Genomic DNA, 26,127 nt, shown 5'->3' on the forward strand with positions numbered 1-26,127 from the left:
GGAGGGCGCGTGGCGATGGAGGCCGGCCCTCGCGACACCGCACGAAGCACCGAGCCCCGCACCGCAGACGGCGGTGAACCGGAGCAGGACGGCGACCGTCTGAGCCCCGACGGGCCCGACGAGACGCAGGGCGGTGTGATCGCCGACGGCCCCGAGCCCGAGGAGATGTTCGCCGACGGCCCCGAGGTCGAGGTCGAGCTGCGTCCCCAGCGCCGGATGCGCATCTGGCAGCTCGCGCCCATCGTGTCGCTGGCCGCGCTCGGCTCCCTGATGTTCGCCTTCCCGCTCGCCTTCGACTTCGGCGACAGCGGGGCCGTGATCGCCATGCTGGGCCTGCTGATCTGCTCGTGCGCGGCGGGCTGGGGCATGATGGCCGCCCGCCGGGTCGGTTACACCTGGCCGGGGCTGCCGCAGCGGGGTTCCGGTCGGCGTGCGGACTGGCGTGTGGTGCTGTTGTACGTCGTGCTCGTGGCCGCGGTGGTCGCGCTGGCGGTGCTCCGCGTGGCGCGGCTGCGCTGACCTGTACGCGCGCGTGCGGGGCCGTACGGCCGCCGGTGACCTGCTGTCGTACCCACCCCGTACGATCGAGGAATGAGCACGCGGATCGCCTTCCTCAAGGGTCACGGCACGGAGAACGACTTCGTGATCGTCCCGGACCCCGAGAACGTCATCGACCTGCCCCCGGCCGCCGTCGCCGCGCTGTGCGACCGTCGGGCCGGCATCGGCGGTGACGGCCTGCTCCACGTCGTGCGATCCGCCGCGCACCCCGAGGCCAAGGGCATGGCGGGCGAGGCGGAGTGGTTCATGGACTACCGCAACGGCGACGGCTCGATCGCCGAGATGTGCGGCAACGGCGTCCGCGTCTTCGCCCGCTACCTCCAGCACGCGGGGCATGTCACCGAGGGCGACCTGGCCGTGGCCACCCGCGGCGGTGTGAAGACCGTGCACCTCGCCAAGGACGGTGACGTCACCGTCGGCATGGGCAGGGCCCGTCTCCCCGAAGGAGACGTCGAGGTGAGCGTCGGCGAGCGCAGCTGGCCCGCGCGGAACGTGAACATGGGCAACCCGCACGCCGTCGCCTTCGTGGAGGACCTCGCCCACGCGGGCACCCTGTACGACGCGCCGCCCTTCAGCCCCGCCGCCGCCTACCCGGACGGGGTCAACGTGGAGTTCGTCGTCGACCGCGGTCCGCGGCACGTGGCCCTGCGCGTGCACGAGCGCGGTTCCGGCGAGACCCGCTCGTGCGGCACGGGCGCGTGCGCGGTCGCCGTGGCCACCGCCCGCCGGGACGGCGTCGACCCGGCCGTGACCGGAACCCCGGCGACGTACACCGTCGACGTGCCCGGCGGCACCCTCGTGATCACCGAGCGGCCCGACGGAGAGATCGAGATGACCGGTCCGGCCGTGATCGTCGCCGAGGGCGAGATCGATCGGGAATGGCTGGAAACCGCAGCGCGTTGACCGAGTGAAACGCGGGTTCCGACGGCTTGGAACGCTGGGATCCGCGGCCTCACCCGGCCCCGGTGCTACAAAACGACGGAGAACCGCAGGTCGGGTGGCGCGAAACCGTAAACCTGAAAACCGTCGCTCGAATGGGTGATCCGTTTCACGCTCGACGAGAGGCGGTCAGCCGCGCGTGATGGGCTCGGTAGCATCAAGCACCGGCCCGGACGGGGGACCGATGCCATCCCCCGAGCCGTGTCCGCCCTGGGGCACCCCGTCCGCCGGTCAATGCAGCCGGAGGTGCGCATGAGTGCGGAGGCCACGAACCCCGTGACCCCAGGTCCGGTAACAGGACCTGCGGCGCGCTGGCGGGCGCGGATCGATCTGCGCCGTCTGGGCCGCGCCGCCCTGCTCGGCCCGGCCGCCCGCGACCGGCTGCCCGACGCCATCGGCCATGTCGCCGAGGCCCACCGCGCCCACCACCCCGACGCCGACCTCGAACCCCTGCGCCGTGCCTGGGTGCTGGCCGAGTCCTCGCACCGCGGCCAGATGCGCAAGAGCGGCGAGCCGTACATCACGCACCCGCTCGCGGTCACCCTGATCCTCGCCGAACTCGGCGCCGAGACCACGACCTTGACCGCCTCGCTGCTGCACGACACCGTCGAGGACACCGATGTGACGCTCGATCAGGTCGGCGAGGAGTTCGGCGCCGAGGTGCGCTACATCGTCGACGGCGTCACGAAGTTGGAGAAGGTCGACTACGGCGCCGCCGCCGAGCCGGAGACCTTCCGCAAGATGCTGAAGGCCACCGGCAGCGACGTCCGCGTGATGTCGATCAAACTCGCCGACCGGCTGCACAACATGCGCACCCTCGGCGTCATGCGCCCGGAGAAGCAGGCCCGCATCGCCAAGGTCACCCGCGACGTCCTCATCCCGCTCGCCGAACGGCTCGGTGTGCAGGCGCTCAAGACCGAACTGGAAGACCTGGTCTTCGCGATCCTGCATCCCGAGGAGTACGAGCACACGCGGGAGTTGATCGTCGACAACGCCTCCCGCGCGGACGACCCCCTCGCCGAGATCGCCGACGAGGTGCGCGGTGTCCTGCGCGACGCCGACATCCCGGCCGAAGTCGTCATCCGGCCACGGCACTTCGTCTCCGTGCACCGAGTGGCCCGCAAACGCGGCCAGTTGCGCGGCGCGGACTTCGGCCGGCTGCTGGTGCTCGTGAACGAGGACGCGGACTGTTACGGCGTGCTCGGCGAGCTCCACACCTGTCTGACGCCCGTCGTCTCGGAGTTCAAGGACTTCATCGCCGTACCGAAGTTCAACCTGTACCAGTCGCTGCACACCGCCGTCGCCCGTCCCGACGGCCAGGTCGCCGAAGTCCTCATCCGCACCCACCAGATGCACAAGGTCGCCGAGGCCGGCGTCATCGCCCTCGGTAATCCCTACGCTCCTCCTTCGGAGGAGCCCGTCGACGGCGAGCGCGAGGACCCGACCCGCCCCGGCTGGCTCTCCCGGCTCCTCGACTGGCAGGAGGCCGCGCCCGACCCCGACACGTTCTGGTCGACGCTGCGCGAGGACCTCGCCCAGGACCGCGAGATCACCGTCTTCCGCCCCGACGGCGGCACCCTGGGCCTGCCCGACGGGGCGACCTGTGTGGACGCCGCGTACGCGCAGTACGGCGAGGACGCGCACGCGTGCATCGGCGCCCGCGTCAACGGCAGGCTGGCGACCCTGAGCACCGTTCTGCGGGACGGCGACACCGTCCAGCTCCTCATGGGACAGGACCCGGCCTCCGAGCCCTCCAGGGAGTGGCTGGAGCACGCGCACACACCCGCCGCGCGGATCGCCATCCAGCGGTGGATCGCGACACATCCCTCGCACGAGGAGTCGCTGGAGGCCGACGAGACCGCGGAGCGCGAGGTCGCGCCGCGCGCGGCCGAGGCCCCGGTCGCCGACGGTCCGGCCCTGCGCCCCGGTGGCGCCGAGGTCCTCGTCGACCAGCCGGGCGCGACAGTCCGGCTGGCGGGCTGCTGTACGCCCGTACCGCCCGATGACATCACCGGCTTCGCGGTGCGCGGGGGAGTGGTCACCGTGCACCGGATCGAGTGTGCGGCGGTGGCGCGCATGACGCAGGCGGGGCGCACGGAGGTCGGAGTGGGCTGGGGCGAGACCGCCGGGTGCCGCGTCACGCTGTTCGCCGAATCGTTCGGCCGCCCCCATCTGCTCGCCGACCTCACCGAGGCCATGGCCCTCGAAGGCGCCGAGATCGTCTCGGCGACCGTCGAACCCCCAAGCCAGCAGCGGGTCCGCCACAGCTACACGGTCGAGCTGCCGGACGCGGCCCTGCTGCCCGCGCTCATGCGGGCCATGCGCAACGTTCCCGGGGTGTACGACGTGGGCCGGGCGCAGACGACGAGCGCCTGAGGCCCCGATGCGCCGGGCGGGCCCGGTGGGTCACACGAAGGCCGTCTCCGCGAAGGAGGCGCCACCGCGCTCGGCGTGCCCCAGGACCAGGCGGCGCGTATGCCGAGGCGGCTGCCGGATGAACTGGCGGAAGCCGTCGGCACGGAACCTGAGGTCGAACGCGTGGCCCTCGATGTGCCAGAGCGGCACCTCGCTCCACGTGGGCCTGTCGTCCTTCGGCGGCAGCCGGTGCAACGCGTCGATCTCCAGGTCCAGGAACAGACCCGAGAAGTCGAGATCCCCTTCGAGGTCCCAGACGTCCTCGAAGACGAGCGTCGCGGGAGCCACCCAGAAGCTGAAGTGCGTCTCCGGCGGGGTGGGACGGACCCAGCGGACGACATAGTCCAGGTCGAACAGCAGGCGGGGCAGCACCGCGTCCGTTCGCTCCACGAAGAGCCCGTGGATCCTGACGTCGTGCCACCCCATCCGCTCGAAGTCCGCGTCGCTCCAGACGCCCTTCTCCACCCCCGACTCCGCATGCGCGTCCACGTCCGCATCCAACCAGGTCGTTACTCGTTCGGGTGGGCCGGGTGCGAGTCGTCGCCGCACGGCACGCGCGCGCTGGTAGCGGTGGTGCATGCTGCTCTCCCCCCACGCCAGGACACCCCGTCGGCTGAAGGCGGCCGCGCTGCTCGCCTCCGCCGTCTGCCTCGTCGCCGCGAGCGCCCCCGCCGCCCCGCTGGGGGTCGGCGACCGCCTCTTCCCGCACCTCGGCAACCCCGGATACGACGTGGCGTCGTACGACCTCTCCTTCACCTATCCCGGCTCCAACAGCGAGCCGCTCCAGGCCGTCACGACCATCGACGCCTGGACGACCACCTCCCTCGACCGCATCAACCTCGACTTCGCGCACGGCAAGGTCGAGTCGGTGGAGGTCGACGGGAAGCCCGCCACGTTCGCCGGCGCCGACGAGGACCTGGTGGTCACGCCCGAGGACGAGCTGCCCCGCGGCAGCTGGATGCGGATCACCGTGAAGCACACCAGCGACCCCGTGTCGTCCGACGACCGCGACGGCGGCTGGGTGCGCACCACGGACGGGCTCGCCATGGCCAACCAGGCCGACGCCGCCCACCTGGTCTTCCCCTGCAACGACCACCCCTCCGACAAGGCGATGTTCACCATCCGGGTCACCGCGCCCGACGGCTACACCGCCGTCGCCAACGGCCTGCCGACCGGCGTGGACCGGGCCGCCGGGGCGACCACCTGGACGTACCGCACCCAGCACCCGATGGCCACCGAACTCGCCCAGGTGTCCATCGGCCGCTCCACGGTGCTGCACCGCACGGGCCCGCACGGACTGCCGGTCCGCGACGTCGTGCCCACCAAGCATCGCGAGGCGCTCGAACCGTGGCTGGAGAAGACCCCGGACCAGATCGCCTGGATGGAGAGCAAGGTCGGCCGCTACCCCTTCGAGACGTACGGCCTGCTCATGGCCGACGCCGACACCGGCTTCGAACTCGAGACGCAGACGCTCTCTCTCTTCGAGAGAGAGCTCTTCACCGAGCCCGCGTACCCCAAGTGGTACGTCGAGTCGATCATGGTGCATGAGCTGGCCCACCAGTGGTTCGGCGACAGCGTCGCCCCGGCCGCGTGGTCCGACCTCTGGCTCAACGAGGGGCACGCCACCTGGTACGAGGCCCTGTACGCCGAGGAGAAGGCCGGCAGGACCATGGAGGCCCGGATGAAGGCGGCGTACGGCGCCTCCGACCGGTGGCGCGCGGCAGGCGGCCCGCCCGCCGCGCCCAAGGCTCCCGACCCCGGCCAGAAGATCAGCATCTTCCGGCCGAACGTCTACGACGGCGCCGCGCTCGCCCTGTACGCCCTGCGCCAGGAGATCGGCCGCGAGACCTTCGAGCGTCTGGAACGGGTCTGGGTGAGCCGGCATGCCGACGGCACGGCCACGACGGAGGATTTCGTGCGCCTGGCCTCGCAACTGTCCGGACGCGACCTCGGCGGCTTCTTCCAGGAGTGGCTGTACGGCGAGAAGACCCCGCCGATGCCGGGGCACCCCGAGTGGAAGTCCGTCGCACCGGGCAAATAAGGCGATGACGAGACGCCTCGTCCCGTGCGACCATCTTCCGGTCGGCGCGGCACGGGACACGGGAATCTCCCGGGGTACTCGTGCGTTGTGAAGGGTGACGCAGTCACCACCGCCGAATCGGCATCCCCAACGACGTAAGGACCCAATGACCTCCTCTTCATCCCCTTCCCAGGACACACAGCGCTTCGCGCACACATACCCCGACGGTCTTCGGGCCGATGCCCTGATGGAAGAGGACGTCGCCTGGAGCCACGAGATCGACGGAGAGCGGGACGGCGACCAGTTCGACCGCTCCGAGCGCGCGGCTCTGCGCCGCGTGGCGGGCCTCTCCACCGAACTCGAGGACGTCACCGAGGTCGAGTACCGCCAGCTCCGCCTGGAGCGGGTCGTACTCGTCGGCGTCTGGACCACGGGGACCGCGCAGGACGCGGACAACTCCCTCGCGGAGCTCGCCGCCCTCGCGGAGACCGCGGGCGCACTGGTGCTCGACGGCGTCATCCAGCGCCGCGACAAGCCCGACGCGGCCACCTACATCGGCTCCGGCAAGGCCACCGAACTGCGGGACATCGTCCTAGAGACGGGCGCTGACACTGTCATCTGCGACGGTGAGCTCAGCCCCGGCCAGCTCATCCATCTCGAAGACGTCGTCAAGGTCAAGGTCATCGACCGTACGGCCCTGATCCTCGACATCTTCGCCCAGCACGCCAAGTCCCGAGAGGGCAAGGCGCAGGTCGCGCTCGCGCAGATGCAGTACATGCTGCCGAGGCTCCGCGGCTGGGGTCAGTCGCTGTCCCGTCAGATGGGCGGCGGCAAGGGCGGCGGTCTCGCCACCCGTGGTCCCGGTGAGACCAAGATCGAGACGGACCGGCGTCGGATCCGCGAGAAGATGGCGAAGATGCGCCGGGAGATCGCGGAGATGAAGACCGGCCGCGAGATCAAGCGCCAGGAGCGCAAGCGCAACAAGGTGCCGTCCGTCGCCATCGCGGGCTACACCAACGCCGGAAAGTCCTCGCTGCTCAACCGTCTGACCGGTGCCGGCGTCCTGGTCGAGAACGCCCTGTTCGCGACCCTGGACCCGACCGTCCGGCGGGCCGAGACGCCCAGCGGGCGCCTGTACACGCTGGCGGACACCGTCGGCTTCGTGCGGCATCTGCCGCACCACCTGGTCGAGGCGTTCCGCTCCACCATGGAGGAGGTCGGCGAGTCCGACCTGATCCTCCACGTGGTGGACGGCTCGCACCCGAACCCGGAGGAGCAGCTGGCCGCCGTACGTGAGGTGATCACGGACGTGGGCGCCACGCGCGTGCCCGAGATCGTCGTGATCAACAAGGCCGACGCGGCGGACCCGCTGACGCTCCAGCGGCTGATGCGGATCGAGAAGCGCTCCATCGCGGTCTCGGCCCGTACCGGCCAGGGCATCGAGGAACTGCTCGCCCTCATCGACAACGAGCTGCCGCGGCCCTCGGTCGAGGTCGAGGCGCTCGTGCCGTACACGCTCGGCAAGCTGGTCGCGCGTGCCCACTCCGAGGGCGAGGTGATCTCCGAGGAGCACACCCCGGAGGGCACCCTGCTCAAGGTGCGGGTGCACGAGGAACTGGCGGCGGATCTCGCGCCGTACGTTCCGGCGCCGGTGGCGTAACCACGTACGCGGGAAGGCCCGCCCCTCGATGCGAGGGGCGGGCCTTCCCGTGCTTACCGGCGCTACTTGCCGCCGTACGTCTTGCTCATGTTCTGGTAGATCGCCTCGGCGGTCCGGCCCAGCTGCGGGCCCGCCAGCCAGGTGTTGTCGGCCGGGCCGATCGACGTGTTCGAGACCAGCTTGGTCTCACCGTCCACCACGCGGAACCAGCCGCCGCCGGACGAACCGCCGGTCATGGTGCAGCCGATGCGGTACATCGTCGGCAGCGTCGTGCTGAGCGAGAGGCGGCCCGGCTGGTCGATGCACTTGAACATCTTCAGCCCGTTGTACGGCGCCGCCTGCGGGTAGCCCCAGGCGCCCATCTTGGCGACCTCGGTCGCGGACGGGGCGGAGAAGTCGATGTCCAGCGCGGCGCCGACCGTCTCCTCAAGCGACTTGGCGCCGGACTCCGGCTTCACATGCAGCACCGAGTAGTCGTACGCTGCACCGTCGCCGCCGGTCTCCGAGCCGCCCGCGATCCACTCGTTCGACGTGGAGGCCCAGTCCGCCCACCACTGTCCGTACGGGGCGATCTGCGTGGCGTCGGAGTTGGTCAGCTGCGCCTCGGACTTGCCGTAGTCGTTGTAGGCCGGGACGAACATGATGTTGCGGTACCAGCCGCCGCCGCTGCCGGCGTGCACGCAGTGACCCGCTGTCCACACCAGGTTGGACTTGCCCGGGTGGTTCGCGTCCTTGACGACCGTGCCCGAACAGACGGCATGACCCTCGGGGGTGTCGAAGAAGATCTTGCCCACCGGGGCCGCGTTCTCGTGGTACGGCGTCTTCTCCGCGGACGCCTCGACGGGCAGCGGGTCCGGGTCGGTAACGCCCGTGTCGGCCGCCGCGTCCTTCGTCGAGTACGTCTTGTTGGCCTCCTTCGCGGACTTCATCCGCTCCGGCTTCCACAGACCGTCGATGACCGGGTTGACGAAGTCCTTGGCCTCACTGAGCCACTTGTCCTTGTCCCAGTTCTTCCAGCCTCCGTCCTTCCAGTCGTCGACGTCGATGCCGTGCTTCTTGAGCTTGTCGGCGATGTCGGCCGGGATCTGGATCTTGTCGTTGCCGCTGTCGGCCGCCTGGGAGGTGGTGGCCCCGGGCTTGTCGCTGGCCTCGTCCGAGCCGTTGCAGGCCGTCGCGGTCAGCGCCAGGGCGGCGACCAGGCCGGTGGCGGCGAGTGCGGTGCGGCGCCGCTGGGAAGACGTACTGGACGTACGTGTGGAACGCATGGTGCGGTGACCCCCGTTGGAACTGTCGTCGTGAAGCTGTTCTGGTACTGCTGTGTCATGCGCGCGTCATGGCGAGGGCGGGCTGCTGAGGTCCTCGGGCGCGCGACACCCCACTATGCCCGTGCAGTTGAGGGCGAACGGCGGCGGGGCGGTGAAGATTTCTTGGGCCCGCCCCGCCGCCGATCACATCACTGGCCGGCGAACTTCTCGCTGACCGAGTCGTACACACCCTTGGCCACGTCACCGAGGCGCGGTCCGGCCAGCCAGCCGGCCGTCACCGGGCCGATGGAGGTGTTGGACACCAGCGCCGGCTTGCCGTCGGAACCGGTCGCGACCCAGCCACCACCCGACGAACCGCCCGTCATCGTGCAGCCGATGCGGTACATCGTCGGGTCCGACGCGTTGAGCGACAGCCGCCCCGGCTTGTCCTGGCACTGGTACATCGTCTCGCCGTCGAACGGCGCCGCCGCCGGATAGCCCGTCGCCGTCATGCTCTGGATCTTCGCCGCCGCCGGGGCCTTGAAGTTCACCGGCAGCGCCGAACCGACGATCTCCTCCAGGGACTTGCCGGACCCGCCCTTCTCCGGGGTCACATGAATGACCGCGAAGTCGTACGAGGCACCGTCACCGCCCGTCGCACCGCCCTGCTCGATCCACTGGTCCGAGGTCTGCGCCCAGTCACCCCACCAGACACCGTACGGAGCGACCTCCTCCCGGGAAGCCTTCTCCAACTCCGCCGTCGACAGGGCGTCGTTGTTGTACGACGGCACGAACGCGATGTTGCGGTACCAGCCGCCCTTCTTGCCCGCGTGCACACAATGGCCCGCCGTCCACACCATGTTGGACTTCCCGGGGTGGGCCGGGTCCTGCACGACCGTCGCCGAGCAGACCATCGTGCCTTCGGGGGAGTCGAAGAACACCTTGCCCGCTTCGGGAACACTGTCGTGGTACGTAGCCGACACGGCCTTGGCGTCCACCGGCGCCGGTTCCGGGTCGGTCACGCCCTGGTCCCCGGAGATGTCACTGTCGTCGACCCCCTTGCCCTGCTCGGGGTCCTCGGCGTCCCGCATCCGGTCCGGATCCCACAGACCCTCGATGATCGGGTTGACGAAGTCCTGGGCCTCGCGCAGCCAGTCGTCCTTGCTCCAGTCCTTCCAGGCGCCGTCCTTCCACTTGTCGACATCGATCCCGTGCTCCTTGAGCCGGTCCTTGATGTCGTCCGGGATCGTGATCTTCCCGTCCGAGGAAGCCGAGGCCGAGGCGCTGCCACCGGCCTGGTCGTCGCCCGAATCGCACGCGGTGGCGGTGAGCGCGAGCGCCGACGCCAGGGCCACGGCGGCCAGCACGGGGGAGGTTCTGCGGCGCGCGCCCCTTTCCCGGCGGGCGGTGAACGACGGCCTTGTGGATCGCATGATCTGACTCCCCCTGAGGTGAACGAACTAGGTGCGGTGGCCATGAGCCCACGTCGAACGCGGCGTGATCGCACGCCGGTTGCATCTGATCCCGCGCCTGATCCCGCGTTTGTCCCGCGTCGATCCCGCGCTGATCCCGGTGTTCCCACGGCCTGTTGGAACGGCATCACACACTATGCGCTCGCTGTGGGGGACTTCCCACGGAACGGCAACGGTTCCGTCACGGCAAGGATCTTGAGGCAACCCGTAACCCGGTGCGGCGTCCGGGGTTGGTAGCGGTGGGGGGCCTGCTGTCCGGGTGCGGTCCCCTGTGCCCCTGGCGCGAGTTCGGCTCGGCCGGGGCGTCGGACCACAGCGGGAGGGCAGACAGACGTGGCCGAGGCTTCGTACGGCGGATGTGCGTCCGAGGGGAACCCACGACGCCAGTCGACAAGGGAGCCGACAGCGGCCCGCACCTACGCGGGTGCCCTGCCGATCGTGCCCGTGCGGGCCCGTGGGCTGACCGTCGAAGGGGCGGACGGGCGCCGCTACCTGGACTGCCTCTCCGGCGCCGGGACTCTGGCCCTCGGTCACAACCACCCCGTGGTGCTGGAGGCGATCCGCGAGGTCCTCGACTCCGGTGCCCCCCTTCATACCCTGGGCCTCGCGACCCCTGTCGAGGACGCTTTCCTCGCCGAGCTGTTTCGTGGCCTGCCGCCCGGTCTGGCCGACCACGCACGCGTGCGGTTCTGCGGCCCGGGCGACACGGATGCGGTGGAAGCGGCGCTCGGGCTTGTGCGGGAGGCGACGGGGCGGGCCGGGGGGCTTGCCTTTGCGGATGCCTGCGACGGGCTGTCCCACGCGGCCTTCACCGAGCCGGGTGAAGGCGACGTCGCCGGGGTGATTCTCGAGGTCGTCCAGGGCGAGGGGGGTGTGGTCCCGGCACCGGATGCCTGGCTGTGGCACATGCGGCAGCTCTCTGCCGACCGGTCCCTCCCACTCATCGTCGACGAGACCGAGACCGGAGTGGGCCGCACCGGCACCTTCTGGGCCGTGGAGCACAGCGGGATCACTCCCGACGTGATGGTGCTGTCCAAGGCCATCGGCGGCAGTCTGCCGCTCTCCGTCGTGGTCTACGGGGACACCCTCGACATCGCCGAACCCGGCGCCCCCGCAGGTGCGTTCCGCGGCAACCAACTCGCCATGGCCGCGGGAACGGCCACCCTCGCCCACGTCCGCCGACACCGCCTCGCGGAACGGGCCTCGGTCCTGGGCGCCCGGATGCTCGCTCGTCTCCGCTCCCTGCAAGGGCAGTTCGACTGCGTCGGGGATATCCGGGGGCGAGGGCTGATGCTGGGGGTGGAGCTGGTGGACCCGGAGGTCGAGGGTGGGATCGGTGCGAGTGGCGGCGAGGGTGGGATGGGTGCGAGTGGCGGTGTAGGTGGCGGAGGAGGAGAGGGCGCGGCCACTTGGGCGCTGCCCGGCGCCGACCGGGTAGTCACAGCGGCCCGTTTCGCCGAGGCACCATCCCCGACCGCAGCTCCTTCCGCCGCCGCGCCCGAACTTGCCGGCGCTGTCCAACGGGAGTGCCTGCGACGCGGCCTGATCGTCGAACTCGGCGGCTCACGGGCGAACGTCATCCGCCTCCTTCCGGCCCTGACCATCAGCGACGAGCAGGCGGAGGCGGTGCTCGACCGTCTGGCCGACGCGGTGGAGATCGCAGCCCGCGACCACGCCGCGCGCGGCGAGAGACAGCAATCGCAGCGGAGCGGACCGGACCGAGAACGGCCTCAGCAGCATCAGCCAGACCAACAGCATCAGCCAGACCAAGAGCATCAGCCGAACCATCCGACCCATCCGGGCCCGACGGCCCGCGTGGAGCCCGCCCCCCAACGGCACGGCGACCACGCCGCACGCGCGGGTTGAGCCCAGCGGACGGAGGCACCACAGCGCCCACCCTCGCGCCGCGTGTCCCGCATGGCATCCCTACCGCCGTAAGAACCAGCCCTTTCAAGAACCCCCACCTCCAGGAACCCGAACCCCGCATCACAGATCGCCGCACTCACGTACCTCTCCGCACCCCTTCCTGACCCGCTCACAAGGAACAGCCTTGAACACCACCCCGACCCCCGGCGCCCCCAGCCACTCGCCGTCATCAACCCACGGCACGACGGAAGCTCCCCGGCAGTCACAGTCGGTGCCGGGTTCCGGACCGACGGGGGAATCCGGTGGCCGTTCGCTAGAGCGGGTTCCGGAGCAGGGGCGAGGGCGGGATCGAGGCGGCGAGTGGGAAAGGGAAAGGGAACAGGGTCCCTCGGCACCCCGCCCGAACGCCGCCTGGCTGCGCGGCGACACGGTCGACCCTCTGGAACATCCCGACGCGCACATCGCCGCCGAGTCCGCAGCCGTCGAGAACCTCCTCCGCTGCTGGGTACGCGAGGCCGGCCTCCTCGCCCCCGTTCACGAAACCCTCCGCATCCCGCTCCCCGCCAGCGGCACCGCGCTGCTGGCCGCCGTCCACTACTGGTCCCCGACCGGCTGGCACCGCTTCGGCCCCGTGTATCTGGCCGACGTCCCTGAACCGTCCCCGCCCCTCGACGCCGTCACTCTCGCGGCACTCCTGGCCAGAGAGCCCTCAGGGGACAGCGCCCCCCAAGGGCCCGAGGATCCCGACGCCACAGCCTCGCCCTCGGCCCCCGCCACAGACGGAACCGACCTCGTCGCCCGCGTCGCCGACACCGTACGCCGCACCGCCACCTTCATCCGTGAGCGCAGGGAACGGCATTCGGACGAGCCCGACCTGTTCCTCGGCGCCGAACAGGCTCTTGTGCTCGGCCATCCTCTGCACCCCACACCGAAGAGCCGGGAGGGTCTGACCGACGCCGAAGCGCGTTTGTACTCACCCGAGTTGCACGGCTCCTTCCCTCTGCACTGGATCGCCGTCGCTCCCTCCCTCCTCGCCACCGACTCGGCCTGGACCGAGCGCGGGCGGCTCATTCCCGCGGCTCAACTCACCGCCCGCCTCGCCGGATCCGGCCTCCCGCTCCCCGAAGAGCACACGGCCCTGCCCTTGCACCCTTGGCAGTTGCGAGAGGTCCGGCACGACCCCGCGACCGCAGCTCTCTTCGACGTCGGCCTGCTCCGCGACCTCGGAGCGCACGGCGCCCCTTGGCACCCCACCTCCTCCGTACGCACCGTCCACCGGTCCGGCGCGCCTGCCATGCTCAAGCTGTCGCTCGGCCTGCGCATCACCAACTCCCGTCGTCAGAACCTCCGCAAAGAACTCCACCGCGGTGTCGAGGTCCACCGCCTGCTGCGCAGCGGACTGGCCGAGCAGTGGCGGGCGGCGCACCCCGGCTTCGACATCGTCCGCGATCCGGCCTGGCTGGCCGTCGACGGGCCGGACGGCAAGGCCGTGCCAGGGCTCGACGTGATGATCCGGCACAACCCGTTCACCGCCGCGGACGACGTTTCCTGCGTCGCCGGACTCGTCGCGCCGAGGCCCTCCCCGCGGCCGACCGGCGCCTGCGGCCCAACTGAGGACCAGTCGGCCGCGCGGTCGGCCATGCGGTCGGCCATGCGGTCTCGATTGGCCGAGGTCGTCACCCGCTTGGCCGGCCGGACCGGTCGTCCGCTGGGCGCCGTAGCCGCCGAGTGGTTCCTGCGCTATCTGGAGCAGGTCGTCCGACCGGTGCTGTGGTTCGACGCGGAGGCGGGTATCGCCCTGGAGGCACATCAGCAGAACACGCTGGTCCTGCTGGACGGTGACGGCTGGCCCGTCGGCGGCCGTTACCGGGACAACCAGGGCTACTACTTCCGTGAATCCCGGCGTGCGGACCTGGACGCCCGCCTTCCCGGCATCGGCGAGCACAGCGACACGTTCGTCTCCGACGAGGTCACCGACGAACGCTTCGCGTACTACCTCGCCATCAACAACGTGCTCGGACTCATCGGTGCCTTCGGTTCCCAACGCCTCGCCGACGAACGGCTGTTGCTGGCCGCCTTCCGACGCTTCCTGAGCGACCTCGCTTCCGGACCCGCTCGTCTGCGCACCTCGCTGCCCGCCCGCCTGCTGGACTCACCCGTCCTGCGTTGCAAGGCCAACCTGCTGACCCGGCTGCACGGTCTCGATGAACTCGTCGGCCCCGTCGACACCCAGTCCGTCTACACCACCATCACCAACCCCCTTCGCAGCTGATTGCTCATACCGGCCACCTGGCCACTCGGGCCGTACCCATCAGTCCGTTCAGTCCGGTCAGTCTCGTCATTTCTGTCATTTCTGTCCGTTCAGTCCCGAGGAACATGCCCCGACCCGTCTTCTGAGAGGAGCGTCGCCGTGCCTCCCACCGACGCGAGTGCCAACGCCGCCACTACCACCGATGCCGATGCCGATGGCTGTACCGCCCGTGTCCCTGCCGAGGTGCCCGGCACGGACTGTGAGGACACCCTTGACCTCCGCCTGCCCGACGAATTCCTCGCGCTCATCGCCAACGAGAGCCTCGGCGCCGCTGCGCAGCAGAGCGACGCAGCGAGCAGGACTCAGGCCGGCGTCGGCAACCCACTCCAGGCCGATGGGGTCGGCTCCGCCCGCGAGGACCTCCTGGACTCAGTCGCCGAATGGGGGCCGGTGGCCACACCTGTCGGTCTGTTCCACCTCGTACCTGTGCGGCCAGAGCAGGATCTTCCGCTCATCGGCGGCTGGATGAACGACCCCGCTGTCGCGAAGTACTGGGAGCTGGACGGGCCCCAGAACCGGGCAGAGGACCATGTGCGGACCCAGCTGGCCGGAGACGGGCGATGCGTGCCGTGTCTCGGAGTGCTGGACGGCGTGCCGATGAGCTACTGGGAGATCTACCGGGCCGACCTCGATCCCGTGGCCCGCCACTATCCCGCTCGACCTCATGACACCGGAATCCACCTCCTCATCGGCGCCGCCGCCGACCGTGGGCGAGGGCTCGGCAGCGCGTTGCTCAGAAGTGTCGCCGACCTCGCGCTCGACAAGCGGCCGGCCTGCGCGCGTGTCATTGCCGAACCCGACCTTCGCAACACTCCTTCCGTCTCCGCATTTCTGAGCGCCGGTTTCCGCTTCTCCGCCGAGATCGATCTGCCGGACAAACGGGCGGCCCTCATGATCCGCGACCGGTCCCTGCGCACTCTGATGTGACGCGATGCCATGCCAGGCCGTGTCAGCTCATTCCACGGGCAATCCAGCGCCGCATCACGTCCCACGCCGACTACGCCGCAGCGGCTCATGTCGTGTCACCTCATGTCCTGTCACGTCGCGTCACATCGTCATCACTTTTGGTACACCGCTCGGGCCGAACCGGTTCCCACTCCCGCCACACTCATTTCCAGCCGAGTGGATTTCGCCGAAACCAGGCATGCACCGACACAGTCGCCCGGTGTTGACCGCTGCCGACCGATCCCGACCCCCGCCGCCCCTGAGCGACCTCATCCGATCGCCGTACCGAACCCGTCGGGTCTTGATCCAACCCCTCGTCTCCCCCGTGACCACTCGTTTGTCAGTGCTGGGCCGTAGGGTTGTCGCGCTATGACGAAGCCCTCACTCCCCGAACTCCTGCATGCTGCCGTCACTGCCGTCGGCGGCACGGAGCGCCCCGGTCAGGTGACCATGGCCGAAGCCGTCGCCGAGGCGATCGACGACGGCTCCCATCTGCTGGTCCAGGCCGGCACCGGCACCGGAAAGTCGCTCGGCTATCTCGTGCCCGCGCTCGCGCACGGGGAGAGAGTCGTCGTCGCGACCGCCACCCTGGCCCTCCAGCGCCAGCTGGTGGAGCGGGACCTGCCGCGCACGGTGGACTCGTTGCATCCGCTGCTGCGCCGCCGTCCGGAGTTCGCAATGCTCAAGGGCAGATCGAACTACTTGTGTCTGCACCGCCTGCACGAAGGCGTGCCCCAGGACGAGGAGGAGGGCCTCTTCGACCAGTTCGAGGCGGCCGCCCCCACCAGCAAGCTGGGTCAGGACCTGCTGCGACTGCGTGACTGGTCGGACGAGACGGAGACCGGCGACCGCGACAATCTGACCCCTGGTGTCTCCGACCGGGCCTGGGCCCAGGTGTCGGTCTCCTCGCGAGAGTGCCTGGGGGCCACGAAGTGCGCCTACGGTGCCGAGTGCTTCGCCGAGAACGCCCGCGAGCGGGCCAAGCTCGCCGAGGTCGTCGTCACCAACCACGCGCTGCTCGCCATCGACGCCATCGAAGGCGCCCCGGTCCTCCCGCAGCACGAGGTGCTGATCGTCGACGAGGCGCACGAACTGGTGTCCCGGGTCACCGGAGTCGCCACCGGCGAGCTCACGCCCGGACAGGTCAACCGGGCGGTGCGGCGGGCGGCGAAACTCGTCAACGAGAAGGCCGCCGATCAGCTCCAGACCGCCGCCGAGGGCTTCGAGCGGCTGATGGAGCTCGCCCTTCCGGGCCGTCTGGAGGAGATCCCGGAGGATCTCGCCTACGCCCTCATGGCCCTGCGCGACGCGGCTCGGACCGTCATCTCCGCGATCGGTGCCACCCGCGACAAGTCCGTCCAGGACGAAGACGCTGTCCGCAAGCAGGCGCTGGCCTCGGTGGAGACCGTGCACGACGTGGCGGAGCGGATCACCAACGGCTCAGAGTGGGACGTCGTCTGGTACGAGCGCCATGACCGTTTCGGGGCGTCCCTGCGGGTGGCTCCCATGTCCGTGTCGGGCCTGCTGCGGGAGAAGCTCTTCGCGGACCGTTCCGTGGTCCTGACCTCGGCGACCCTGAAGCTGGGCGGTGACTTCAACGGAGTCGGCGCATCCCTGGGCCTTGCCCCGGAGGGCACCGAAGGCGATGACATCCCGCAATGGAAGGGCGTCGACGTCGGCTCGCCCTTCGACTATCCGAAGCAGGGCATCCTCTATGTCGCCAAGCACCTCGCGCGGCCCGCGCGCGACGGCGACCGCGCGGACATGCTGGACGAGCTGACCGAACTGATCCAGGCAGCCGGTGGCCGCACTCTGGGTCTGTTCTCCTCGATGCGGGCCGCGCAGCTCGCCGCGGAGGAACTGCGCTCCCGTATCCCCGAGTTCCCGATACTCCTCCAGGGCGAGGAGACTCTCGGTGAGCTGATCAAGAACTTCGCGGCCGACCCGAAGACGTGCCTCTTCGGCACGCTCTCGCTCTGGCAGGGCGTGGATGTCCCCGGCCCCAGCTGCCAGCTGGTCGTCATGGACAAGATTCCGTTCCCACGCCCCGACGACCCGCTGATGAGCGCCCGCCAGAAGGCGGTGGAGGACGCCGGCGGCAACGGCTTCATGGCAGTCGCCGCCACGCACGCGGCGCTGCTCATGGCTCAGGGCGCCGGCCGTCTTGTACGGGCGTCGGGGGACCGTGGTGTGGTGGCCGTACTCGATCAGCGGCTCGCGACCGCGCGGTACGGGAGCTATCTGAAGGCGTCCCTGCCGGACTTCTGGTTCACGACGGACCGCAACCAGGTCCGCAAGTCACTGGCCGCGATCGACACGGTGGCGAAGCAGTCGGAGGAGTGAACGGTGTGGGGTGCGGGGTGGACTGACCTGCACAGGCCAGCCCACCCCACGCCCAGGGCGCCCGCGAGCACCCGGACAGCACTGGGCCCCGGAACCGGCGCAGGGGTCCCGGGGCCCGGTCAGAGGGCGGACCTCGGTGGGTCCGCCCGCCGCACCGTCACACGCGGCGCAGCACCGCCACCACCTTGCCGAGGATCGTCGCGTCGTCGCCCGGGATCGGCTCGTACGCGGCGTTGTGCGGGAGGAGCCAGACATGGCCGTCCTCGCGCTTGAAGCGCTTGACGGTGGCCTCGCCGTCGAGCATGGCGGCGACGATGTCGCCGTTCTCGGCGACCGGCTGGCGGCGGACCGTGACCCAGTCGCCGTCGCAGATCGCGGCCTCGATCATCGAGTCACCGACCACCTTGAGGACGAACAGCTCACCGTCGCCCACGAGCTGGCGCGGGAGCGGGAAGACGTCCTCGACGGACTCCTCCGCGAGGATCGGGCCACCGGCGGCGATACGGCCGACGAGCGGGACGTACGACGCGGCGGGCTTGCCCGCGGTGTCCGTGGGCTGCACTGAGGCGGCCTGGTCGGAGCCGCGTACCTCGTACGCGCGCGGGCGGTGCGGGTCGCGGCGCAGGAAGCCCTTTCGCTCCAGTGCCATGAGCTGGTGTGCGACGGAGGACGTGCTGGAGAGGCCGACCGCCTGTCCGATCTCCCGCATGGACGGCGGGTAGCCGCGCCGCTGCACGGAGTCCCTGATGACCTCGATCACCCGGCGCTGCCGATCGGTGAGCCCAGAGCTGTCGGCCCGGATGCCTGGAGGTCGGCCCGGTAGGGAGCGCTTGTGCCCCTCGGGATTCACGGCTTCGTTCATCGCATGCACCGGCTCGAGTCGGCCCTGGGAGCGGTCCTGGGCAGTGATGGTGGCACTGTCTGCGGTGGTGGTCACGTCGGCCCCTCTCGATGGTCTCCCTGCTGGACAACGGTAGTTGCTTTCGAAAGGTTGCGCCAAACACACGTTCGAGTGAAAAAGTCTGATTCACCGGACGTGATCATGTGTCTGGGTGTATGGCTAACGCGGCGCCTGGCGGACAAAAGGGCCCTTTGTTGTACTGTTCACCGCCGGTGACGACCTTGCGGGCTGTTGACCCAGTCTGCCATCCGGCGTCCCGGCAACCGGGATCCGGCCCCCATCTACGCGGGAGTCCCACGCGCCCTCCGTGTGGCGACCACGGTATCTCCGCATGTGTCGCAGCGGTACGCCTGTGCACGGCCATGTCCCGCGTGGCGGCGCTGTCATGGGGCACATGCCAATACGGGCGCGACACGCGCGTACGGCGTGTTTCCGGTGACGATCCCTACATCTAGTGCTTGGATTGCTACAGCAGCCCAGAAGTTGTGGTCCCCCGGGTCTTCGGAGCCTCTGCGATCGCCTATGCTTGGGGCTGCTTCGAGGGGCCCATGGGGCTCAGCGAGGCTATTGAGTCTGCTGTGAGGAGGGTTGGGAGTTCATGCACTGCCCCTTCTGCAGGCACCCCGACAGCCGCGTCGTCGACAGTCGTACGACCGACGACGGCACGTCGATCCGCAGGCGCCGCCAGTGTCCGGACTGCTCCCGTCGTTTCACGACCGTGGAGACGTGTTCGCTCATGGTGGTCAAGCGATCCGGAGTCACCGAGCCTTTCAGTCGTACCAAGGTCATCAACGGTGTGCGCAAGGCATGCCAGGGGCGGCCTGTCACCGAGGACGCACTCGCCCAGCTCGGCCAGCGGGTCGAGGAGGCGGTGCGAGCTACCGGAAGCGCCGAGCTGACCACCCATGACGTGGGGCTGGCCATACTCGGCCCGTTGCAAGAGCTCGATCTGGTCGCCTATCTGCGATTCGCCTCCGTCTACCGGGCGTTCGACTCGCTCGACGACTTCGAGGCCGCGATCGCGGAGCTGAGGGAGGCGACGGGGCGTCCCGACGTGGACGCGGACGTGGGGAGCCAGGAAGACGACCGCGGGGCGGGAGAGACCGTATCGGTCCCCGAGCCCGCGGGTGCCGCCGACTGATCCGCGGCCCGGCCCGGTCGGAGACACCGGGGCGGCCGCACGGCGGCGATGAGGACCTGTTGCGGGCGGTAGTGAGTGGGTGCCCGCAATACCAGACAGAACACCGTGCCACGGGAACATCGGGGCACTTCAGGGCGTTTTCGCCCGTACAGGGAGGCGGCATGACAGAGACGGCGAGCGGTCCGGCACGAGGTTCCCGAGCCAAGGGTGCCAAGGCCACCAAGGGACTGCGTATCGAGCGCATCCACACCACCCCCGGCGTGCACCCGTACGACGAGGTCCAGTGGGAGCGTCGTGACGTCGTCATGACCAACTGGCGCGACGGCTCGGTCAACTTCGAGCAGCGTGGCGTCGAGTTCCCCGACTTCTGGTCGGTGAACGCGGTCAACATCGTCACCAGCAAGTACTTCCGGGGTGCCGTCGGCACCCCGCAGCGCGAGACCGGCCTCAGGCAGCTGATCGACCGCATCGTGAAGACGTACCGGAAGGCCGGCGAGGACTACAAGTACTTCGCCTCGCCCGCCGACGCCGAGATCTTCGAGCACGAGCTGGCGTACGCCCTCCTGCACCAGATCTTCAGCTTCAACAGCCCCGTCTGGTTCAACGTCGGTACGCCCCAGCCGCAGCAGGTGTCCGCCTGCTTCATCCTGGCCGTCGACGACTCCATGGAGTCGATCCTCGACTGGTACAAGGAAGAGGGCATGATCTTCAAGGGCGGCTCCGGTGCCGGCCTGAACCTCTCCCGGATCCGCTCCTCCAAGGAACTGCTGTCCTCCGGCGGCAACGCCTCGGGTCCCGTCTCCTTCATGCGCGGCGCCGACGCCTCCGCGGGCACCATCAAGTCCGGTGGCGCCACCCGCCGCGCGGCCAAGATGGTCATCCTCGACGTCGACCACCCCGACATCGAGGACTTCATCGAGACCAAGGTGAAGGAAGAGGAGAAGATCCGCGCCCTGCGTGACGCGGGCTTCGACATGGACCTGGGCGGCGACGACATCACGTCCGTCCAGTACCAGAACGCCAACAACTCGGTCCGTGTGAACGACGAGTTCATGAAGGCCGTCGAGCAGGGTGGCAAGTTCGGCCTCCGCGCGCGGATGACCGGTGAGGTCATCGAAGAGGTCGACGCCAAGTCCCTGTTCCGCAAGATGGCCGAGGCCGCGTGGGCGTGCGCCGACCCGGGCATCCAGTACGACGACACCATCAACCACTGGCACACGTGCCCGGAGTCCGGCCGTATCAACGGCTCGAACCCGTGCAGCGAGTACATGCACCTGGACAACACGTCCTGCAACCTCGCCTCGCTGAACCTGATGAAGTTCCTCAAGGACGACGGCAAGGGCCGCCAGTCCTTCGAGGTCGAGCGCTTCGCCCAGGTCGTCGAGCTCGTCATCACCGCGATGGACATCTCCATCTGCTTCGCGGACTTCCCGACGCAGAAGATCGGCGAGAACACGCGCGCGTTCCGCCAGCTCGGCATCGGCTACGCCAACCTCGGCGCCCTGCTGATGGCGACCGGCCACGCGTACGACTCGGACGGCGGCCGCGCCCTCGCCGGCTCCATCACCTCCCTGATGACCGGCACGTCGTACAAGCGTTCCGCCGAACTCGCCTCGGTCGTCGGCGCGTACGACGGCTACGCCCGCAACGCACAGCCGCACCTGCGGGTCATGAAGCAGCACGCGGACGAGAACACCAAGGCCGTCCGCATGGACGACCTGGACACGCCGATCTGGGCCGCCGCCACGGAGGCCTGGCAGGACGTGCTGCGTCTCGGTGAGAAGAACGGTTTCCGTAACGCCCAGGCGTCGGTCATCGCCCCGACCGGCACCATCGGTCTCGCGATGTCCTGCGACACCACCGGCCTTGAGCCCGACCTCGCGCTGGTCAAGTTCAAGAAGCTGGTCGGCGGCGGCTCGATGCAGATCGTCAACGGCACCGTCCCGCAGGCCCTGCGCCGCCTGGGCTACCAGGAGGAGCAGATCGAGGCGATCGTCGCCCACATCGCCGAGAACGGCAATGTCGTCGACGCCCCCGGCCTCAAGCACGAGCACTACGAGGTCTTCGACTGCGCCATGGGCGAGCGCTCCATCTCCGCGATGGGCCACGTCCGCATGATGGCCGCGATCCAGCCCTGGATCTCCGGCGCGCTCTCCAAGACGGTCAACCTGCCGGAGACGGCGACCGTCGAGGACGTCGAAGAGGTCTACTTCGAGGCCTGGAAGATGGGCGTCAAGGCGCTCGCCATCTACCGCGACAACTGCAAGGTCGGTCAGCCCCTCTCCGCCAAGACCAAGGAGAAGGAGAAGACCGAGGTCACCGAGAAGGCCGAGGCGGAGATCCGCAAGGCCGTCGAGAAGGTCGTCGAGTACCGTCCGGTCCGCAAGCGCCTCCCCAAGGGCCGCCCCGGTATCACGACCTCCTTCACGGTGGGCGGCGCCGAGGGCTACATGACCGCCAACTCCTACCCGGACGACGGTCTCGGCGAGGTCTTCCTGAAGATGTCCAAGCAGGGCTCCACCCTCGCGGGCATGATGGATGCCTTCTCCATCGCCGTCTCGGTCGGCCTCCAGTACGGCGTGCCGCTGGAGACGTACGTCTCGAAGTTCACGAACATGCGCTTCGAGCCGGCGGGCATGACGGACGACCCCGATGTCCGGATGGCGCAGTCGATCGTCGACTACATCTTCCGTCGTCTGGCGCTCGACTTCCTGCCCTTCGAGACGCGTTCCGCGCTCGGTATCCACTCCGCGGACGAGCGTCAGCGCCACCTGGAGACCGGCTCGTACGAGCCTTCGGAGGACGAGGTCGACGTCGAGGGGCTGGCCCAGTCGGCGCCGCGCGCCCAGGAGCTCAAGGCCGTCGTCACCCCCAAGGCCGAGGTCGAGGCGGCCAAGCCCGCTCCGAAGCAGGCCCACACCAGCGCCGAGCTGGTGGAGATGCAGCTGGGCATCCAGGCCGACGCCCCGCTCTGCTTCTCCTGCGGTACGAAGATGCAGCGGGCCGGTTCCTGCTACATCTGCGAGGGTTGCGGTTCGACCAGCGGTTGCAGCTGACCGCGCGTCTGAGTGATCTGTGAGGCGGTGGGGCCGTTCCGGCTCCACCGCCTCTTGCTTGCCCTTGTGCGCCGAGCGCGGTCAGGACCGGTGCGCCGTCCCCATGACTCGGGTGAACTCCGCCGGGTCGTCCTCGAAGCCGTGGATGCCGGGACGGAACTCCCAGGTGCCGTCGTCGTCCCGGACGAACTCCGCGACGGTCGCCGCCGTGGACCCGAGGACGCTGCCGAAGTCGTCCTCGGTCAGGACCGTGTAGCCCTCGCGTATGCGCAGCGCCGGATTGGCCACGCCGACGAACGTGCGCTCCTCGGAGCGCTGCTGGATGACGATACCGACGACCACGCGCGCGTAGCGGCTGTCGAGCCGGTCGAGTTCCAGCGTCATGACCTCGTCCCAGCCGAAGCCCTTGCCGTCCTTGCTGTCCCGGTTGAGATACATGGTGCCGTCGGGGGAGCGGCTGTCGAAGTGCACGACGTAGGCGGGATCGCCGTAGGGTTCGCCGGCCAGGTAGGGCGCGGCCACGATGTCGAGATCGGTGGCCGCCTGGTTCACGGGACTCGGATCCCACTTCAGCGCGACTTCGACCTTGCGGATCCCCTTGTTGAGGCCGTTCACCAGGCTTCCCCTTCCCCGTGGTCCACGGCCCGAACTGCCATGAGGTCAGGGCCGGTTGTCCATCCTGCCACGCGCGCGGTGTCCTCCGGGGAAGAGATCTCTGCCGGAGCGTGACCGACGCCACGCTGCGTGGCCTTACGATGGCGCGGTGCTGGTCAAGTGGATTCGCTGCACCGTGGTGGACCGCCGCGGCTTCGAGCGGGGGCAGCGAAAGTGGGCGGGGCTACTCGGTGAGCCGGGGTTTCGGGGACAGGGCGGAGGCTGGAGCCGGGGGCGGACCGGAGTGGCGCACATCTTCTCCTTCTGGGAGAGCCGTTCGTTCTACGACTCCTTCATGGCCCGTTCCCATGATCGTCTGGCGTCCGCGCAGTCGGGCACGTTCAAGGACGCGCAGGTCAGGCTGTTCGACTATCGCTTCGACGTGAAGACCGGCTTCGAGCCGCGCTTCACCGACGCCGACCTGGTGCGCGTCGCGCACTGCCGGGTCCACGAGGAACGTGCCGAGCACTTCACGCTGATGCAGGAGAAGGTCTGGAACCCGGCGATGGCCGGCTCGCCCGGCATGATCCGCGGTCTGTTCGGCGAGGCGCCGGGGCATGAGTTCCTCGTCCTGTCGATGTGGCAGTCGGCCGCCGAGCACGGCAAGTACCGCACGGAACGGGTCGAGCGACTCGCCCTGCGGGCCCAGATCGAGGCGGACGTGGCCGCACTCACGGGGGACATCGTGGAGCTCGAGCCGACCTGGACGGTTTGACATCCGTACAGGTGCTGTTCGTGAGGCCTGTGGTGCAGAAAATGTGTGACCTACGCCGTATGGAGGCCGTACGGGTGCTCGACGGGCCGTCACCCGATCTAGGGTCTTGGCATGGCACGACCACGGCGCATCGTCCTTGTCCGGCACGGCGAGTCAACGGGCAATGTTGATGACACCGTGTACGAGCGCGAGCCGGACCACGCCCTGGCGCTGACCGAGCAGGGCTGGCAGCAGGCGGAGGAGACGGGCAAACGGCTGCGCGAGGTCTTCGGCCGCGAGCGCGTCAGCGTCTACGTGTCGCCGTACCGCCGCACCCACGAGACCTTCCGCGCCTTCCATCTCGACCCCGAGCAGGTACGCGTGCGCGAGGAGCCTCGGCTGCGCGAGCAGGACTGGGGGAACTGGCAGGACCGCGACGACGTACGGCTGCAGAAGGCCTACCGGGACGCGTACGGCCACTTCTTCTACCGCTTCGCCCAGGGTGAGTCCGGTGCCGATGTCTACGACCGGGTCGGTGGCTTCCTGGAGAGCCTGTTCCGCAGTTTCGAGGCGCCCGACCACCCGCCCAACGTGCTGCTGGTGACTCACGGGCTCGCCATGCGGCTGTTCTGCATGCGCTGGTTCCACTGGAGCGTCGCGGAATTCGAGTCGCTGTCGAATCCCGGGAACGCGGAGATGCGGATGCTCGTTCTCGGTGACGACGGCCGGTACGCCCTTGACCGGCCCTTCGACCGCTGGCGAGATCCGGAACCGTACGGGATCACCGGATAGAGTGGCAGAGCGATGACCGCTGATTCCTCTCCCGACGGGCGCCTGGACCGCGCCCTGTCCAGCCTGCGCGGACTCGCGGTGGGGGACGCGCTCGGTTCCCAGTTCTTCGTGCCGGTGAACTACCCGCTGCTCAAGCGCCGCGAGCTGCCGTCCGAGCCCTGGCAGTGGACGGACGACACCGAGATGGCGTGCTCCGTGGTGGCCGTGCTGGCCGCCCACCATCGCATCGACCAGGACGCGCTGGCCCAGTCCTTCGCTCACCATCACGACTTCGACCGCGGCTACGGTCCTGCGGTCAACCGCCTGCTGCGGCTGGTCCGCGAGGGCGGCGACTGGCGCGAACTCGCCGCCGGACTGTTCAACGGACAGGGGTCCTGGGGCAACGGCGCCGCGATGCGGATCGCCCCGCTAGGTGCCTGGTACGCGGACGACCCGGAGCAGGCGACGCATCAGGCGGAGATCTCCGCCTACCCCACACACCAGCACCGTGAGGCCGTGGTCGGGGCCATGGCGGTCGCCGCTGCGGCCTCACTGGTCGCGGCTCCCGGCGGCCCGCCGAGCGCCGAGGAACTCCTCGACGGTGTCATCGCGCTCGTCCCGAAGAGCGCCGTCGGAGCGGGCCTGCGCAGGGCCAGGGACATGCTCGACTACGGCGACGCGAGCACCGTCGCGGCCGTGCTGGGCTGCGGACGGCGTACGACGGCTCATGACACGGTGCCGTTCGCGATCTGGTCGGCCGCCCGGTCCCTCGGTGACTACGAGGAGGCGTTCTGGTCGACCGCTCAGGTGGGCGGCGATGTGGACACGAACTGCGCCATCGTGGGCGGCATCATCGCCTCCGGAAAGGCGGGCACGCCTCCTGCGGAGTGGGCGAGACGGACCGAGGCGCTTCCGGAGTGGCTGACGACGGTCGGCTGAACCGGCGCCTCAGCGGCTTCCGGTCCCCAGCCTCAGGCGGCTGGGTGATCAGCTGCGTGATCGCCTCCTGCACGTGAAACTCTCCGTGTCGGACGGGAACTCTGCGTAATCATCCAGGCGTTGTCGTGGTGTCCGCTGTGTGATCCATGGGGACCGCGACAGGTGCGGCCAGATGACGTACAAGCGGCGGAGGGGGTG

Annotated in this window: 19 protein-coding genes; 14 read left to right on the top strand and 5 right to left on the bottom strand. The window is 69.5% G+C overall.

Annotated features, from left to right (window positions below):
* Positions 1–15 precede the first annotated feature (15 nt).
* From ACIHIX_RS05680 to ACIHIX_RS05690, 3 genes are all read left to right on the top strand, one after another.
* Entirely contained in the window at positions 16–519 is a 504-nt protein-coding gene (locus tag ACIHIX_RS05680; RefSeq protein WP_399951897.1) for a hypothetical protein, read from the top strand.
* Positions 520–591: 72 nt separating this feature from the next.
* Positions 592–1,461: a diaminopimelate epimerase gene (gene dapF / locus ACIHIX_RS05685; protein ID WP_399950222.1), complete on the top strand. Its 870-nt coding sequence runs from the start codon at positions 592–594 to the stop codon at positions 1,459–1,461.
* A gap of 288 nt (positions 1,462–1,749) precedes the next feature.
* Positions 1,750–3,873, top strand: a complete 2,124-nt coding sequence (locus ACIHIX_RS05690) for a RelA/SpoT family protein (RefSeq protein WP_399950224.1) — start codon at positions 1,750–1,752, stop codon at positions 3,871–3,873.
* A 30-nt stretch (positions 3,874–3,903) separates the two neighbouring features.
* Here the strand turns inward: ACIHIX_RS05690 and ACIHIX_RS05695 are convergent, their stop codons facing one another.
* The gene (locus ACIHIX_RS05695) at positions 3,904–4,401 is read right to left on the bottom strand and encodes a hypothetical protein (RefSeq protein ID WP_399950226.1); all 498 of its coding nucleotides are present in this window, start codon (positions 4,399–4,401) and stop codon (positions 3,904–3,906) included.
* 88 nt (positions 4,402–4,489) lie between these two features.
* Between ACIHIX_RS05695 and ACIHIX_RS05700 the strand changes: the two genes are divergently transcribed.
* Complete coding sequence (locus ACIHIX_RS05700; protein ID WP_399950228.1) at positions 4,490–5,953, top strand: M1 family metallopeptidase; 1,464 nt, start codon at positions 4,490–4,492, stop codon at positions 5,951–5,953.
* A gap of 145 nt (positions 5,954–6,098) precedes the next feature.
* Positions 6,099–7,592 carry a GTPase HflX gene (gene hflX, locus ACIHIX_RS05705; protein ID WP_399950230.1) on the top strand — a complete coding sequence of 498 codons (1,494 nt, stop codon included), beginning with the start codon at positions 6,099–6,101 and terminating at the stop codon, positions 7,590–7,592.
* Positions 7,593–7,654: 62 nt separating this feature from the next.
* Here the strand turns inward: hflX and ACIHIX_RS05710 are convergent, their stop codons facing one another.
* Both ACIHIX_RS05710 and ACIHIX_RS05715 read right to left on the bottom strand, forming a co-directional pair.
* Positions 7,655–8,857, bottom strand: a complete 1,203-nt coding sequence (locus ACIHIX_RS05710; protein ID WP_399950232.1) for a trypsin-like serine peptidase — start codon at positions 8,855–8,857, stop codon at positions 7,655–7,657.
* 188 nt (positions 8,858–9,045) lie between these two features.
* A complete protein-coding gene (locus ACIHIX_RS05715; protein WP_399950233.1) occupies positions 9,046–10,269 on the bottom strand; it encodes a trypsin-like serine peptidase in 1,224 nt (407 codons plus the stop codon).
* A gap of 372 nt (positions 10,270–10,641) precedes the next feature.
* Here ACIHIX_RS05715 and ACIHIX_RS05720 point away from each other — a divergent pair, with 372 nt between their 5' ends.
* The 4 genes from ACIHIX_RS05720 to ACIHIX_RS05735 all read left to right on the top strand — a co-directional run bounded on the left by ACIHIX_RS05720 (position 10,642) and on the right by ACIHIX_RS05735 (position 17,773).
* On the top strand, positions 10,642–12,174 hold the full coding sequence (locus ACIHIX_RS05720; RefSeq protein ID WP_399950235.1) for an aminotransferase class III-fold pyridoxal phosphate-dependent enzyme: 1,533 nt from the start codon (positions 10,642–10,644) through the stop codon (positions 12,172–12,174).
* A 184-nt stretch (positions 12,175–12,358) separates the two neighbouring features.
* Positions 12,359–14,446, top strand: coding sequence for an IucA/IucC family protein (locus ACIHIX_RS05725; RefSeq protein ID WP_399950236.1), 2,088 nt, complete (start codon positions 12,359–12,361; stop codon positions 14,444–14,446).
* Positions 14,447–14,584: 138 nt separating this feature from the next.
* Positions 14,585–15,412 carry a GNAT family N-acetyltransferase gene (locus ACIHIX_RS05730; protein WP_399950239.1) on the top strand — a complete coding sequence of 276 codons (828 nt, stop codon included), beginning with the start codon at positions 14,585–14,587 and terminating at the stop codon, positions 15,410–15,412.
* Between the two features lie 387 nt (positions 15,413–15,799).
* On the top strand, positions 15,800–17,773 hold the full coding sequence (locus ACIHIX_RS05735; protein ID WP_399950242.1) for an ATP-dependent DNA helicase: 1,974 nt from the start codon (positions 15,800–15,802) through the stop codon (positions 17,771–17,773).
* 157 nt (positions 17,774–17,930) lie between these two features.
* On the opposite strand, the gene lexA is transcribed toward ACIHIX_RS05735, so the two are convergent.
* Positions 17,931–18,710, bottom strand: a complete 780-nt coding sequence (gene lexA, locus ACIHIX_RS05740; RefSeq protein ID WP_059198553.1) for a transcriptional repressor LexA — start codon at positions 18,708–18,710, stop codon at positions 17,931–17,933.
* Positions 18,711–19,272: 562 nt separating this feature from the next.
* Between lexA and nrdR the strand changes: the two genes are divergently transcribed.
* Together nrdR and ACIHIX_RS05750 are read left to right on the top strand one after the other, a co-directional pair.
* Positions 19,273–19,815 (top strand): transcriptional regulator NrdR, encoded by a 543-nt coding sequence (gene nrdR / locus ACIHIX_RS05745; RefSeq protein WP_399950245.1) that lies wholly within the window; start codon positions 19,273–19,275, stop codon positions 19,813–19,815.
* A 161-nt stretch (positions 19,816–19,976) separates the two neighbouring features.
* Positions 19,977–22,871: a vitamin B12-dependent ribonucleotide reductase gene (locus ACIHIX_RS05750; protein WP_399950248.1), complete on the top strand. Its 2,895-nt coding sequence runs from the start codon at positions 19,977–19,979 to the stop codon at positions 22,869–22,871.
* Positions 22,872–22,952: 81 nt separating this feature from the next.
* Here the strand turns inward: ACIHIX_RS05750 and ACIHIX_RS05755 are convergent, their stop codons facing one another.
* Entirely contained in the window at positions 22,953–23,486 is a 534-nt protein-coding gene (locus ACIHIX_RS05755) for a TerD family protein (protein ID WP_399950251.1), read from the bottom strand.
* A 148-nt stretch (positions 23,487–23,634) separates the two neighbouring features.
* Here ACIHIX_RS05755 and ACIHIX_RS05760 point away from each other — a divergent pair, with 148 nt between their 5' ends.
* From ACIHIX_RS05760 to ACIHIX_RS05770, 3 genes are all read left to right on the top strand, one after another.
* Positions 23,635–24,240, top strand: a complete 606-nt coding sequence (locus ACIHIX_RS05760; protein ID WP_399950254.1) for a YdbC family protein — start codon at positions 23,635–23,637, stop codon at positions 24,238–24,240.
* 111 nt (positions 24,241–24,351) lie between these two features.
* Positions 24,352–25,011 carry a histidine phosphatase family protein gene (locus tag ACIHIX_RS05765; RefSeq protein WP_329333896.1) on the top strand — a complete coding sequence of 220 codons (660 nt, stop codon included), beginning with the start codon at positions 24,352–24,354 and terminating at the stop codon, positions 25,009–25,011.
* A 12-nt stretch (positions 25,012–25,023) separates the two neighbouring features.
* A complete protein-coding gene (locus tag ACIHIX_RS05770; protein ID WP_399950257.1) occupies positions 25,024–25,929 on the top strand; it encodes an ADP-ribosylglycohydrolase family protein in 906 nt (301 codons plus the stop codon).
* The last annotated feature ends 198 nt before the right edge of the window (positions 25,930–26,127 follow it).

Source organism: Streptomyces sp. NPDC051913 (genome assembly GCF_044593635.1).
Classification (GTDB): Bacteria; Actinomycetota; Actinomycetes; order Streptomycetales; family Streptomycetaceae; genus Streptomyces.